12 protein-coding genes are annotated in these 13,598 nt (G+C 56.2%); 1 reads left to right on the top strand and 11 read right to left on the bottom strand.

Going from position 1 to position 13,598, the window contains the following annotated elements; genetic code table 11:
* Positions 1-5: 5 nt before the first annotated feature.
* From ACFPOF_RS17900 to ACFPOF_RS17890, 3 genes are all read right to left on the bottom strand, one after another.
* Positions 6-713, bottom strand: a complete 708-nt coding sequence (locus tag ACFPOF_RS17900; protein WP_378135058.1) for a tyrosine-protein phosphatase — start codon at positions 711-713, stop codon at positions 6-8.
* Between the two features lie 121 nt (positions 714-834).
* Positions 835-1,665, bottom strand: a complete 831-nt coding sequence (locus ACFPOF_RS17895; protein WP_378135056.1) for a class I SAM-dependent methyltransferase — start codon at positions 1,663-1,665, stop codon at positions 835-837.
* Between the two features lie 77 nt (positions 1,666-1,742).
* Positions 1,743-2,564, bottom strand: a complete 822-nt coding sequence (locus ACFPOF_RS17890) for an alpha/beta hydrolase family protein (RefSeq protein WP_378135054.1) — start codon at positions 2,562-2,564, stop codon at positions 1,743-1,745.
* A gap of 244 nt (positions 2,565-2,808) precedes the next feature.
* Between ACFPOF_RS17890 and ACFPOF_RS17885 the strand changes: the two genes are divergently transcribed.
* A complete protein-coding gene (locus ACFPOF_RS17885) occupies positions 2,809-3,402 on the top strand; it encodes a Uma2 family endonuclease (protein WP_378135052.1) in 594 nt (197 codons plus the stop codon).
* Positions 3,403-3,630: 228 nt separating this feature from the next.
* On the opposite strand, the gene purD is transcribed toward ACFPOF_RS17885, so the two are convergent.
* The 8 genes from purD to purQ all read right to left on the bottom strand — a co-directional run bounded on the left by purD (position 3,631) and on the right by purQ (position 13,598).
* Positions 3,631-4,896 carry a phosphoribosylamine--glycine ligase gene (gene purD / locus ACFPOF_RS17880; RefSeq protein WP_378135050.1) on the bottom strand — a complete coding sequence of 422 codons (1,266 nt, stop codon included), beginning with the start codon at positions 4,894-4,896 and terminating at the stop codon, positions 3,631-3,633.
* Positions 4,897-4,898: 2 nt separating this feature from the next.
* Positions 4,899-5,645 carry an IMP cyclohydrolase gene (locus ACFPOF_RS17875; protein WP_378135048.1) on the bottom strand — a complete coding sequence of 249 codons (747 nt, stop codon included), beginning with the start codon at positions 5,643-5,645 and terminating at the stop codon, positions 4,899-4,901.
* Between the two features lie 20 nt (positions 5,646-5,665).
* Positions 5,666-6,859 carry a phosphoribosylaminoimidazolecarboxamide formyltransferase gene (locus tag ACFPOF_RS17870; RefSeq protein WP_378135046.1) on the bottom strand — a complete coding sequence of 398 codons (1,194 nt, stop codon included), beginning with the start codon at positions 6,857-6,859 and terminating at the stop codon, positions 5,666-5,668.
* Between the two features lie 41 nt (positions 6,860-6,900).
* On the bottom strand, positions 6,901-7,542 hold the full coding sequence (gene purN / locus ACFPOF_RS17865; RefSeq protein WP_378135044.1) for a phosphoribosylglycinamide formyltransferase: 642 nt from the start codon (positions 7,540-7,542) through the stop codon (positions 6,901-6,903).
* Positions 7,539-8,585, bottom strand: a complete 1,047-nt coding sequence (gene purM / locus ACFPOF_RS17860) for a phosphoribosylformylglycinamidine cyclo-ligase (protein ID WP_378135042.1) — start codon at positions 8,583-8,585, stop codon at positions 7,539-7,541. The genes purN and purM overlap by 4 nt, the downstream gene beginning before the upstream one ends.
* Positions 8,586-9,167: 582 nt before the next feature.
* Entirely contained in the window at positions 9,168-10,676 is a 1,509-nt protein-coding gene (purF, locus tag ACFPOF_RS17855; RefSeq protein ID WP_378136038.1) for an amidophosphoribosyltransferase, read from the bottom strand.
* A complete protein-coding gene (gene purL, locus ACFPOF_RS17850) occupies positions 10,673-12,928 on the bottom strand; it encodes a phosphoribosylformylglycinamidine synthase subunit PurL (protein ID WP_378135040.1) in 2,256 nt (751 codons plus the stop codon). The genes purF and purL overlap by 4 nt, the downstream gene beginning before the upstream one ends.
* Positions 12,906-13,598, bottom strand: coding sequence for a phosphoribosylformylglycinamidine synthase subunit PurQ (gene purQ / locus ACFPOF_RS17845; RefSeq protein WP_378135038.1), 693 nt, complete (start codon positions 13,596-13,598; stop codon positions 12,906-12,908). Before purQ ends, purL begins: the two co-directional genes overlap by 23 nt.

Genomic DNA, 13,598 nt, shown 5'->3' with positions numbered 1-13,598 from the left:
AAAGATTAGCTTTGAATAATCAGCTTCGTTCTCGCTTCGAGCTCCTCAAGTGCCTCTGCACCGGCATATTGGACGAACAAGTCATGTCCCGCACGCAAGTTAGGTTTGCGGTTCACATTGTGCGAATCCGTCGCCAGCGTGGATGCTCTGCCCGTCTCGCATAGCCACTGCCCGAACTGCGCCGCTTCAGGGCCGAAATTGCCGACAAGGCTATCCGCCGACACTTGTGTCCAAGCGCCTAGCTCAATCAGTTCAAGCAGTAGCTCCGGCGTATCTCGAAAAAAGAAATGGCGCTCCGGATGCGCAATGATCGGCGTAACCCCGTCATGCAGCAACCGCTCGATGAACTCAGGCGTTTCGTCGTTATAGAATGTCCAGCGCTGCTCGAACAGCAAGTATTTGGCCGGACTGCCCAAATAGGCAAACTTGCCGCTCCGTTTATAATCCGTGAACAACGCATTGCCTTCGAACCGCACTTCGTTACCGGGATGCATGCGAATCGCGATGCCTTGACGATCAAGCTCCCTCTGCAACTCTTCCGACTTGCGCAGCATCAGGTCGGCTTCCACGAGGAACGTATCGTTGAAATGCGGCGTCACGATAATATCGCGAATGCCGTCCTCGTAAGCGATGCGCGCCATCGCCACCGATTCTTCCATATCTTTCGCCCCGTCGTCCACTCCGTGCAAAATGTGACAATGAATATCGATCATGCCGTCTCTCTCTCCCATTCCTCTATATGTTTTCTTATCTTAACAGAAAAAAACGACATTCGCTCTATGCCGGAGCGGCTGTCGTCTTCTCATTTGCATGTCACATATCGCTTCCTTCGGCTTATTTCTTGCGAATCCAGAATGACCCGCCTGATGGCTGCAATGACTGAGCGGCCTTGCTTCCAATCCGGTCGACGAGCGGCTGCGCCAATTGCGCAAGCGCCACGTCCTGGCTGATGAAATACGCCGGAAACACAATCTCGTAAGCCGACTGCTGCCCTAGCAGTGTCGCTGCAAGCATATATTGCTCGTTATAGAAACGCGCCGACCATGAAGCCGGATAATCTTCCGGGAGGAAAATGTCATGAAAGTGCACAAGGACGCCCGCTCTCAGCTTCGGCATCACTTCGAGGAAGACGATGTTCGCGTCGGAGTTCTGAAACACATAATGGCTGCTGTCCACGAACAAAATATCGCCGGCTTCAAGCTCATCGAACAGTCGCAAATCGGCGTTCTCCAGCGGCTGGCGCACGACACGATCGCACAGCTCGTCGATCTCGTCTCTCGGAAGCGGATCGACCGATACGACCTCCAGCCCATAGCCAGCGTCAGTCGCCGCTCGTCGCGCAAACTTCGTAGAGAAGCCCGATCCGATCTCGAAATATCGCTTTGGTTTGCTTGTTGCGACGATTCCGTACAGGGAAATCGCATCCAGACTGCTGAACCACGGATTGTCCCAAGCCGGCTCTCCGGGCAAGAAATGATCCTGCTCCCAGGCAATTGACGCAAGTTTGTCCGCGTGATCCGCGCTCCATGCGGTTAGATGCTGCTCGTATTGCCGACGCCCTGCGTTAATAAGTTCATACAACGCCTCATGCCGCGGCAGAACGCCGCCAAATCTAGGCTTCGGAACGATCGGATAGTTAATGTAGATCGGATAGATCGCACTCATCGCATCCGCTCCCCTCATCCCCTAACCGTATTCCGTTGAGCGTTCGATTATGCCGGACGCCATCGCCGCAGCCGCATTTAAATACTCCAATGCTGCCAATCCTGCTGACGTTTCTCGTGACTGGCGAGCCATTCAAGTGTGGATTGATACAATTCGCCCTTGTGCTGGCCTTTCGAATACGTATGATCCGCCTGGAAAAGGATGTTCTTATCGCAACGCCCTTCGCCGCGCAACCAGAACGTCTTCTCGAGCAAAAAGCTATAATCGGCGGGAATAACGTCATCGGAAGTGCCATGCGCGATGAACACGTCGCCATGAAACTTCGGAGCTTCTTGGAACGGTTGGTGTTGCTGCAACGATTCGAAAAACTCAGGTTTCAGTCTATAGCCCAAGTAATCCGCCGAACCTTTCTGAATCGTTTCGTCATAGACGCTTCGACCGACGATGCGCACGATATCATTAAACGGATAAGCAACCGGTGACCAAAGCGCAAGCGATTTTACGCGGCGATCTCTAGTGCCGGCTAGCAGAGCTACCGCGCCGCCAAGGCTATGTCCGAGCAGCGTTACCCGGAGCGGATCTACGCAATCGAGGCCCAGGCCATAGTCAAGCACGGAACGTGTCTGAGCGATCATCGAGTCAAGGCCGTGTTCACCGTAGACGCCTTCGCTCTCACCGCAGCCTGCGAAGTCGAAGCGAATGACGAGAAAACCTTGGCGCACGAGCTGGCGGCTTGCAAGGAGGAACAACCGATCGACGCCGATCCGGCTCCCGATGAAACCGTGGCAGATAACGACAAGCGGCATTTTCTTCTCCGCGCATCCGCCGTCTTTGGCCGGGTAGTGGATCGTAGCGGTGAGCGCGATATCGTCGTGGCGGATCGTGATCGGTTTTTCCATGATGAATTCCTCATTTCTATTAATTCCGATATGTTTAGTATGAATTAATTTTACATGGTAGCGTGTGGGATGTCAACCTTGATTGTGAGATCGGAGGGCATCTCCGCAAACTTGACAGTATTTGGAGACTCCACTATGATGGTGTTATTGATGGACAAATGAGGAAGCACCTCGCCTAAACCGCACATGGGACGTGCAGGTTGGCCGGGTGCTTTTTTTGATTATTTAACTGGGAGATGTGACGATGAGCGAGAAAAAGAAAGATCAACCGGAGCGCGTCCGCGAACAGCCGATGACCTACGATGCGTATGCGCAAATGCCGGACGACGGCAATCGATACGAAATTTTCGACGGCGTGCTGGAGCTGATGTCGGGACCGTCCATTCCGCATCAGGTGATCAATACCAAACTGTTGTTGCTGATTACGCAAAGCTGCGACTCGGACTATATTGTTTTGGTTGCTCCGTTAGACGTCATTCTAAGTCAGACGAATGTGCTGCAGCCGGACTTGATTATGGTTCATCGCAACCGTATGGACATCATTACCAAGCGCGGTATCGAAGGTCCACCCGATCTTATCGTCGAAGTGCTGTCGCCAAGCTCGCACAAGCGGGACAAAGTCCGGAAGATGCAAATTTATGCGAGGCATGACGTGCCCGAATATTGGGTCATTGACCCAGCGGCGCGGACGTTGGAGCAATATGCGTTGGCCGACGGCCGGTATACGCTCGGCAATGTGTTCGAAGACGACGAACGCATCGATTCGGACAAGCTGCCATGCGTCTCCTTCGTGATCAACGAATTGTTCGCGGACGAATTGTTACGTCGTCTTCAGTGAAATTCAAAATGAAAAAACGCAAACGGGGAAGCCTAAGCGATATACACATCTTGGCCCCGGAGGAAAGCGTATGAAACAGTTCGTCGATTGGTTGTCGGGTCATGCGGAGATCGCGCTGCTTATCGTCGTCTCGGCGTTCGCGATCGGTTACGTTTTCGCACACCGCAAATCGCTTTTTTATAGAGAATAGCCGCCTGGCGCGAGGCCCGGCGGCTATTCGAGGTTGGACTAGACCAGTGCTTTAGCAGCGATGTCCGTCCGTTTGATTTGGCCTTCGAAGGCGATGCCTTCAGCGGCTTTATATGCATTGGCACGCGCTTCGGCGATGCCGGCGCCGCGTCCAACGACGCCAAGCACACGACCGCCGTTCGTGACGAATTGGCCGTCTTTCATCGCCGTCCCCGCATGGAAGACGAGCGCACCCGGTACGTCAACTTTGTCGAGACCGGAAATCGGCAATCCTTTCGGGTATGAGCCCGGGTAACCACCGGACGCAAGCACGACACAGACAGCAGCTTCGTCGCTCCATTTCATCTCGACTTGATCAAGCGTACCGTTGACCGAAGCGAGGAAAATGTCCAGCAAATCCGTTTCGAGGCGCGGCAGCACGACTTGCGTCTCCGGGTCGCCGAAACGAGCGTTGAACTCGATCGTCTTCGGACCGTCTTTTGTGATCATAAGTCCCGCGAACAGCACGCCGCGGAATGGACGACCTTCGGACACCATCGCGCGCGCCGTCGGTTTAATGATGTTCTCGATCGCCTCGTCGATAATCGATTGGTCGATATGCGGAAGCGGCGAGTACGTGCCCATGCCGCCCGTGTTCGGACCTTGGTCATTATCGAACACTTGCTTATGATCTTGCGCAGGCGACATCGGCTTGACGGTCTCACCGTCGACGAATGCGAGAATGGACATTTCCTGGCCGGCGAGAAACTCCTCGATGACCACTTTGTCTCCCGCCGCGCCGAACGACTTGTCGACCATCGTCTCGGCGAGCGCCTTGTCGGCTTCTTCGCGCGTGAAGCAGACGGACACGCCTTTGCCCGCCGCGAGGCCGTCCGCTTTAATGACGATCGGGAGCGGCTGCTCCTTCAAGTATGCCGCCGCCGAATCATAGTCGGTGAACGTCTCGTACTTGGCCGTTGGAATGTTGTATTTACGCAGCAAGTCTTTCATGAAGATTTTGCTGCCTTCGATCTCCGCCGCGTTTTTGCGTGGACCGTACACCGGAATGTTCGCCGCTTCGAACTCGTCGACGATACCCGCTGCAAGCGGATCGTCGGGGCCAACGACAACGAGGTCGATCACATTATCGCGCGCAAAGCCGACAAGACGGTCGAACTCCAGCTCGCCGATATCCACGTTCGTTGCCAATTGCGCGATTCCGGCGTTGCCCGGTGCGCAATAGATTTGCTTGATCTTCGCGCTTTTCTTGAGCGCCCAGATGATGGCGTGCTCACGCCCGCCTCGTCCGATAACGAGAATGCGCACGATCAAGCCCCTCCTTCAACATCTTTGTTGATAACCGTAAGCGAGGTCGTTCCGTCCGCGATACGAATCGATTTAACGAGCAGCGAGATTTTATTTTCCCCGTTCAGCAAGTTCCAATAAAACTCGGCCGTTTGCTTCTCATCGTCGAACAGCGGAGCCAACTGCGGCTCGCCCGCGAAAGATGGCAAAGGATTGCCGTCCCCGACATACGTCGAGATGAAGTGACCGTAACCGGCGATCGCTTTTTCGTAGTGGAAAAAATGCCGCTTCGTCTGGCTCTCGTCGTTCTCGTTCGATTTGAGGATGGACAGCTTGTACGCGTTCTGAGTGTCGTTCAGATCGACCAAACCCGAGATACGCGGCGTGAAGTTCGGCGGGTCCGGCTCATAAGTACGCGTCGCCAGCGCTTGTTCGAACGTGCGGCCGCTCCGCAAAGCTTCCCAGATCGTATCGGTCTGGTCGCCGTTCGTGACAATATGTGCGCCGCCCTCGTTCCGGAGCGGATAATAAATAATAAGAGAGGGATCGGACAGCTTCGCAGGATCTCTCGCTTCCGTGCGCAGAAATCCGTTGTCTTCCGGCACAAAGATACGATTGCGGCTGTTCTCGCTGCGGCCCATAATCCAGTAAACTTGCACGTATCGCGTCGCATCCGGCGTTAAACCGATGATGATGCCGCGACCCGGATAAACGTTCGTTTCCAATTGCTTGACGGTCGAGTCCGCCAACGCTTGCCAATTTGCAGTCATTTTCGTCGACTCCTCCCCGATCAGTGATGGAACAGGCGCACGCCCGAGTAAACCATGACCATGCTGTAATCGTTCGCTGCTTGCACGACTTCTTCGTCGCGCAGGGAGCTGCCGGCCTGGATGACGTATTTTACGCCGCTGCGGCTGGCGCGATCAAGGTTGTCACGGAACGGCAGGAACGCGTCGGAGCCATAGGAGACGCCTTGAAGACCTTTCAGCCATTCACGCTTTTCTTCCCGAGTCAGACGGGCAGGCACTTCATCGAAGCAGCTTTCCCATGCCGCTTGCTCTACTGGAGTGACTTCGTCCTCCAGCCACAAGTCGATCGCGTTGTTCTGCTCGGCGCGAGCGAGACCTTCGCGGAACTTCATGTTCAGCGCCGCCGGATGCTGACGCAAGAACCAGCGGTCGGCTTTGTCTCCCGCAAGACGCGTACAGTGAATACGCGATTGCTGGCCTGCGCCAATCCCGATCGTCTGACCGTCCAATGCGTAGCAGATGGAGTTGGATTGCGTATATTTCAGCGTAATGAGAGCGACGAGCAAGTCGCGTTTCGCATTTTCCGGCAAATCCTTGTTCGCGGTCACGACTTTGTCGAACACCGTTGATGCGTCAGGCACGGCGCTGTTGCGTTCTTGTTGCAGCTTCATGCCGAACAAGGTGCGGGTTTCAATCGTCTCAGGTACATAGTCCGGATCGATCTGCAAAATCAAATACTTGCCGCCCTTTTTTTGCATCAAAATCTCAAGAGCTTCAGGCGTATATCCCGGCGCCACTACGAGGTCGGATACCTCGCGCTTCAGAAGCAACGCAGTCGAAGCATCCACAACGTCGCTGAGCGCGGCCGCATCCCCGAAAGAGGACATACGGTCGGCGCCACGGGCACGGGCATAGGCGGTCGCAAGCGGAGACAGCTCAGCGCCGTCGACGAAGTAAGCCTTCGCAAGCTCAGGCGACATCGGTGCATAGACGGCTGCTCCCGCAGGGCTCACGTGCTTGAACGAAGCGGCAGCCGGAAGACCGGTCGCTTGGCGAAGCTCGCGTACAAGTTGGAAAGCGTTCAGCGCGTCGAGCAGATTAATGAAGCCGGGATCGCCGTTAACGACGGTCAGCGGAAGCTTCTTGCCGTCCGCTGAAAACAGCTTTGCTTCTTTCTGGTGCGGGTTCATGCCGTAACGCAACGCAATTTCGGAAATTTCGTGTTTCTCGCTCATTCGCTTGTTATCGTCCTTTCGTATAGCGCTCGACGTCGGTGTTAATCCCCGAGACGAACGTTCACTTTCCGTTTGTCAATCGATACGCGACCTTCCGCGATTAAGCGTACCGACTGCGGCAGCAGCTCGTGTTCGACCGCTTGAATCCGCTTAGCCAGCGAATCTTCCGTGTCCTCTTCGCGCACTTCGACGACGCGCTGGGCGATAATCGGTCCCGAATCCATGCCGCCATCCACGAAATGCACCGTCGCCCCCGTCACCTTCACGCCGTGTTCGAGTGCCTGACCAATCGCATTCAAGCCAGGAAATGAAGGGAGAATCGCCGGGTGAATATTGATCATGCGCCCGTAGTAGGGAGCGACCAGCGTGTCGGTCACGAGCCTCATGTAACCCGCAAGCACGATTAAGCCGATTCCGGCTTCTTCGAGCTTAGCGACGATTTCCTTTTCATAGGCTTCCCTCGAGGGATAATTTTTCGGACTGAACAGAAAAGCCGGCACGCTGAGCCGTTCGGCGCGCTCGGCAACTTTCGCTTGCGGCTTGTCGCACACAAGCAGAGCGATTTCGGCGGCGGGGGCGTTCGAGGCGCGAAGCGATTCGACAAGCGCCTGGAAATTGCTACCGCTGCCGGAGGCGAACACCGCGATTTTCAGCGGCGTCCGACCTTCTTGTACCTGACTCATGGAAGCTCAACGCCTTCGAACGTCACGATTTTCGAACCAGTCGTCACCGTACCGATGCGATAAGCTTGCTCGCCTTGTTCCTTCGCTAGCGCGAGCGCTTGCTCCGCTTGTTCCGCTGGAACGACGAACACCATGCCGATGCCCATATTAAACGTCGTGTACATGTCACGTTCGCTAATTCCGCCTGCTTGCTGCATCAGACCAAAAATCGGCAGTACCGGCCACGAACCACGCGTAATGTCGACGTTAACGCTTTCCGGCAACACACGCGGAATATTTTCAATGAAGCCGCCACCCGTAATATGAGCCATCCCTTTGATCTGGATGCTTTCGAGCAGCTTCAGAATTTGCTTAACGTAAATGCGAGTCGGCTCGATCAACACATCGCCGAGCGTCTTGCCACCGAGTTCGGCAGGCTTGTCGGTAAGCGCGTAACCCTTCTGTTCGAGAAGGAGTCGGCGTACGAGAGAGAAGCCGTTCGAGTGAATGCCGCTCGATCCTAGTCCGAGCACAACGTCGCCCGCTTGAATCGTCGAACCGTCCACCGCTTTCTTCCGATCAACGATGCCGACCGTGAAGCCTGCAATATCGTATTCGCCTTCGCTGTACATGCCCGGCATTTCGGCCGTCTCGCCGCCGATCAGCGCGCAACCCGCTTGCTCGCAGCCATCCGCTATCCCTTTGACGATCGCTTCGATTTTCTCGGGAATGATTTTGTCGCAAGCCAGGTAATCCAGGAAGAAAAGCGGTTCGGCGCCCGTGACGATAACGTCGTTGACGCACATTGCAACGGCGTCGATGCCGATCGTGTCATGCTTGTCCATCGCGAAAGCCAGCTTCAGCTTCGTGCCGACGCCGTCGGTGCCGCTGACGAGTACCGGCTCTTCGTATTTGTCTTTGTTCAAGCCGAACAGCCCGCCGAATCCGCCGAGCCCTGTCAGCACTTCCGGACGCATCGTCTTCTTGACGTGTTTCTTCATCCGTTCGACCGCTTCGTTGCCGGCCGCGATGTCGACTCCGGCTTGTTTGTACGCTTCGGACACAGGTTTCACTCCCAATGGATAGTTTCTGCCCGTTACACGGTTAGTTAACGGCAGCTAAATGTTTCGGATCATGCTGCAAGTCTTTGCGCGGCGCTCGTTAGCCGGTTTTCCCCGCTTATTTCGCCATGCGAGTCCCGGTCGGCGTCTGTAAGCCGGTTTTTCCCGCTTAGTTCGCCATGTGAGCTCCATTCGGCGTCTGTAAGCCGGTTTTTCCCACTTATTTCGCCAAGTGAGCTCCATTCGGCATCTGTAAGCCGGTTTTTCCTGTTTATTTCGCCATGTGAGCTCCGTTCGGTGTCTGTAAGCCGGTTTTTCCCGCTTATTTCGCCACGTGAGCCCCGTTCGGCGTCTGTAAGCCGGTTTTTCCCGCTTATTTCGCCACGCGAGCTCCGTTCGGCGCTTGTAAGCCGGTTTTTCCTGCTTATTTCGCCACGCGAGCTCCATGCGACGTCTGTAGGCCGGTTTTTCCTGCTTATTTCACCACGCGAGCTCCGTTCGACGTCTGTAAGCCGGTTTTTCCCGCTTATTTCGCCACGCGAGCCCCGTTCCGCTTCTGTAAGCCACGCCGAGCCTGCACGAGGCTCAATCGCAACTGCACGAAGTCAGCTTAGCATCCTCGAATCGCACTTGCGTCGGGTAATCATTATTGAAGCACGCGAGGCACAGCCCGCGGTTTTTCTCGTTGTCGTGACCGCCAACCGAATCGATCAAGCCTCGTTCGCTCAAGAAGTACAGCGAGTCCGCGTTGATCGCTTGGCGAATCTCTTCGACCGTCTTGCTGGAGGCGATCAGATCGGCCGGGTTCGGCGTATCGATACCGTAGTAGCACGGATTCATGAACGGCGGCGACGTGATGCGGACGTGGACTTCCAACGCGCCTGCTTCCCGCAGCAAGTTCACGATTCTCAAAGACGTCGTGCCGCGCACGATCGAATCGTCGATCATGACGACGCGCTTGCCTTCGACGATTTTGCGAACGGCCGACAGCTTCATCTTGACGCCCTTCTCCCGTAGCTCCTGAGATGGCTGGATGAACGTACGCCCCGTGTACTTATTCTTGATCAAACCGAGCTCGTACGGAATGCCCGTCTGCTCAGCGTAGCCGATAGCGGCGGAGATCGAAGAATCCGGCACGCCCGTAACGATGTCCGCATCGACGAACGACTCTTGCGCGAGCGTCTGGCCCATGCGTTTACGCGACATGTGCAAGTTGACGCCGTAGATGTCGCTGTCCGGACGCGCGAAGTAGATATACTCCATCGCGCAGATCGCCCGGCGTTCCATTGGCGCGAACCGTTCCTCGCGCAAGCCGTCCTTGTCGAGCACGAGCAATTCGCCCGGCTGCACGTCGCGCTCGTACTCGGCCCCGATTGTTTCCAAAGCGCACGACTCGGATGCGAAAATATACGCGTTCCCCAGACGTCCCATCACGAGCGGCCGCAAGCCGTGCGGGTCGCATGCCGCGATCAGCATGCCCTGCGTCTGAATCAGAAACGCATAGCCGCCGATCAAACGCGCAAACGCATCCTTGACCGCTTCGACGATGTCTTTCGGCGAACGGGCGATCAAGTGGGCGATCACTTCCGTGTCGCTCGTCGTCTGAAAGATCGAACCTGTCTCCTCCAGTTCCTTGCGGATACCAGGTTCGTTCACCAGGTTCCCGTTCGTGCACACCGCGAGGTCGCCGCCGCGATACTTGAACACGAGCGGCTGGGCGTTGCCAAGCTGGCTTGCGCCGGACGTCGAATAGCGAACGTGGCCGATTGCCTGCGCTCCCGTCAACGACTCCAGCTTGTCGCGATCGAATACTTCCTTCACGAGCCCCATCCCACGATGAAAATGAAACTTGCCGTCATCGGACGTGCAGATGCCGCAGCTTTCTTCGCCGCGGTGCTGCAGCGCGTGCAGACCGTAATAGGCGAGGTTGGCCGCGTCGGGGTGACCGAACACCCCGAATACGCCGCACTCTTCCTTCAATTTATCGAAAATCGACTCTTTGCTGTTATTGCCCTCGTTGTAGTAGTCGCCTGTCCAGAGCCGCTCCACTTCGTTCCCCCCGTTCGCCAAGCTGCTGCCGCCGTTCCGACTCATGCGCTTTTGCCGTTCATCCGGCTTGGAATCGCTTCTTTCCACGCTTTGCGAAGCTCCGCAATCTCAGCGGAAATCGCCTCGTGGCCGCCTAAGCGAACGATCAACTTCTCGCCGCCGACTGTGCCAAGACGTTGTAACGGCACGCCCGCAGCTTTGATCGCCGAAGCAAGCTTGTCCGCATTTTCCGGCGTTGCGGTCAGCAGAATGCGCGATTGCGATTCGCTGAACAGCGCAAGGTCCGGACGCAAATTCGTTTCGAACGTCACGTCGGCGCCAAGGCCGCGGCCGAATCCCGCTTCCGCCAGAGCCGCCGCCAATCCGCCTTCAGACAAATCGTGCGCCGAAGCGACAAGCCCTTGCTGAATCGCGCCAAGCACTGCGCCATGCAGCTTTTTCTCCACTGCCAGATCCAGCTCCGGTGGACGTCCTTCCGTTACGCCGTGAACGGCATATTGGAATTCGCTTCCGCCGATTTCCGCTTTCGTCTCGCCAAGCAGGAAAATAACGTCGCCCGCCGACTTGAACTCTTGCGTCGTAATGTGATCCGTATCGTGCACGAGGCCGACCATGCCGACGACCGGCGTCGGGTAAATCGCGCCTTTCGTATTCTCGTTGTACAGCGACACGTTACCGCCGATGACCGGCGTCTCTAGCACGCGGCAAGCTTCCGCCATGCCGTCGACCGCTTTCTCCATCTGCCAGAAAATTTCCGGTTTCTCAGGGCTGCCGAAGTTGAGGTTGTCCGTAATCGCCAGCGGCTCAGCGCCGGAGCAGACGATGTTACGTCCCGCTTCCGCAACCGCGATGCGGCCGCCGACTTCCGGATCGAGATACACGTAACGTCCGTTGCAATCCGTCGTCATCGCCAAACCTTTGCGCGTACCGCGAATCGTAACGACCGCCGCGTCCGAGCCTGGGCGAACCGCCGTTTCCGTACGTACCATGTAATCGTATTGGTTATATACCCACTCTTTGCTCGCAAGCGACGGGGAACCGAGCACTTTCAGCAAAGCATCGTTCAGATCCAATACTTGCTCGTAGCCGTTCGTGTCGATGGAACCGTTCTGCAAGTAATATTCAGGTACTTTAGAAGGTTTCTCATAAATCGGGCAATCGTCGACCAAAGCTTTAACCGGCATGTCGCCGACAAGCTCTCCCTTGTGGAACAGCTTCAAGCGGCCGTCGTCGGATACTTTGCCGACTTTCGCGCAGTGCAGTCCCCAACGGGCAAAAATCCCTTTAGCCTGCTCTTCATGCTGCGGTTCGCAGACGAATAACATGCGCTCCTGCGACTCGGACAGCATCATTTCATATGCCGTCATGCCTTCTTCGCGCTGCGGCACTTCGTTGAGGTACAGCTCCATGCCGTTGCCCGCTTTGCTCGCCATCTCCGCGCTGGAGCAAGTGAGGCCTGCCGCGCCCATATCCTGAATGCCGAGCACGATGCCGGAGTCAATTAGCTCCAGCGTCGCTTCCATAACAAGCTTCTCCATGAACGGATCGCCGACTTGTACCGCCGAACGCTTCGCTTCGGATTCCGCCGTAAGATCCTCCGACGCGAAAGTCGCGCCGTGAATGCCGTCGCGTCCCGTTGCCGGGCCGACGTAGAACACCGGGTTGCCGATGCCTTTGGCGACGCCGCGTTGGATTTTGTCATGGTCGATCAGGCCGACACACATCGCGTTAACGAGAGGGTTGCCCTCGTACGCTTCGTCGAACATAATTTCGCCCGCAACGGTCGGGATGCCGATGCAGTTGCCATAGCCGGCGATGCCGCTGACGACATGTTCGAACAAATATTTGACGCGTTCGCTTTCCAGCTTGCCGAAACGCAAAGAGTTCAGCATCGCCACCGGACGAGCGCCCATCGAGAAAATATCGCGGATAATGCCGCCGACGCCGGTCGCCGCGCCTTGGTAGGGCTCGACTGCGGACGGATGGTTATGGGATTCGATTTTGAACACGACCGCTTGGTTGTCGCCGATGTCGACGATACCCGCGCCTTCGCCCGGTCCCATGAGCACTTTAGGGCCGCTGATCGGGAAACGTTTCAGCAGCGGCTTCGAGTTTTTGTACGCGCAGTGCTCGGACCACATGACGCTAAATACGCCGATCTCTGTGTAGTTCGGTTGACGACCCATGAAGTCGCAGATGAGCTCGTATTCTTTTTCCGATACGCCGAATTGCTTATATATTTTCTGCTCCGCGATTTGCAGGGCTGTCGGTTCCTTAGCGGATACTTGCTGCGCCATTGCGTTCCCTCCAAGCGTTAAGTACGGATGTAAACATGCGTGCGCCGTCCGCGGAGCCGAGAATTTCTTTGATCGCCCGCTCCGGGTGAGGCATCATGCCGACGATGTTGCCCGCTTCGTTGCTAATGCCGGCGATGTTGTCGACGGAACCGTTCGGATTGTCGTCCGCATAGCGGAAAACGATCTGGTTGTTCGCTTTCAGCTTCGCCAACGTCTCGTCGTCCACGTAGTAGTTGCCTTCGCCGTGTGCGATCGGGATTTGGATCACTTCGCCTTGTTTGTAGTCTTTCGTGAAGGCGGTGTTCGTGTTCTCGACTTTGAGGCCGACTTGATGACAACGGAACTTCAGCGAGTTGTTGCGAATAAGCGCGCCTGGCAGCAAACCTGCTTCGGTAAGAATCTGGAAGCCATTGCAGATGCCGAGAATAAACTTGCCTTGCTCAGCCGCTTTGCGCACTTCGGCCATAACCGGCGCGAATTGGGCGATGGCGCCGCAGCGCAGGTAGTCCCCATAGGAGAAGCCGCCCGGCACGAGAATCGCGTCGTATGCGGACAAGTCGGTCGCGGTGTGGAACACGTAATCGACGGACTCTCCGATCGTGTCTTCTACAGCCTTGTAGCAGTCAATGTCGCAGTTGGAAGCAGGGAATACGAGGACAGCGAATTTCAT

The sequence above is a fragment of the Cohnella soli genome (genome assembly GCF_042655525.1).
Lineage (GTDB): Bacteria > Bacillota > Bacilli > Paenibacillales > Paenibacillaceae > Cohnella > Cohnella soli.
This window is presented reverse-complemented; position numbering and strand designations above follow the sequence as displayed.

What these genes read in the sequence shown, in the direction of transcription:
- ACFPOF_RS17895 (WP_378135056.1), bottom strand. Translation starts at nt 1,665, where the DNA reads ATGAGTGCGATCTATCCGATCTACATTAACTATCCGATCGTTCCGAAG.
- purN (WP_378135044.1), bottom strand. Translation starts at nt 7,542, where the DNA reads ATGAGTCAGGTACAAGAAGGTCGGACGCCGCTGAAAATCGCGGTGTTC.
- ACFPOF_RS17870 (WP_378135046.1), bottom strand. Translation starts at nt 6,859, where the DNA reads ATGAGCGAGAAACACGAAATTTCCGAAATTGCGTTGCGTTACGGCATG.
- ACFPOF_RS17875 (WP_378135048.1), bottom strand. Translation starts at nt 5,645, where the DNA reads ATGACTGCAAATTGGCAAGCGTTGGCGGACTCGACCGTCAAGCAATTG.
- ACFPOF_RS17900 (WP_378135058.1), bottom strand. Translation starts at nt 713, where the DNA reads ATGATCGATATTCATTGTCACATTTTGCACGGAGTGGACGACGGGGCG.
- purQ (WP_378135038.1), bottom strand. Translation starts at nt 13,598, where the DNA reads ATGAAATTCGCTGTCCTCGTATTCCCTGCTTCCAACTGCGACATTGAC.
- ACFPOF_RS17885 (WP_378135052.1), top strand. Translation starts at nt 2,809, where the DNA reads ATGAGCGAGAAAAAGAAAGATCAACCGGAGCGCGTCCGCGAACAGCCG.
- ACFPOF_RS17890 (WP_378135054.1), bottom strand. Translation starts at nt 2,564, where the DNA reads ATGGAAAAACCGATCACGATCCGCCACGACGATATCGCGCTCACCGCT.
- purF (WP_378136038.1), bottom strand. Translation starts at nt 10,676, where the DNA reads ATGAGTCGGAACGGCGGCAGCAGCTTGGCGAACGGGGGGAACGAAGTG.
- purL (WP_378135040.1), bottom strand. Translation starts at nt 12,928, where the DNA reads ATGGCGCAGCAAGTATCCGCTAAGGAACCGACAGCCCTGCAAATCGCG.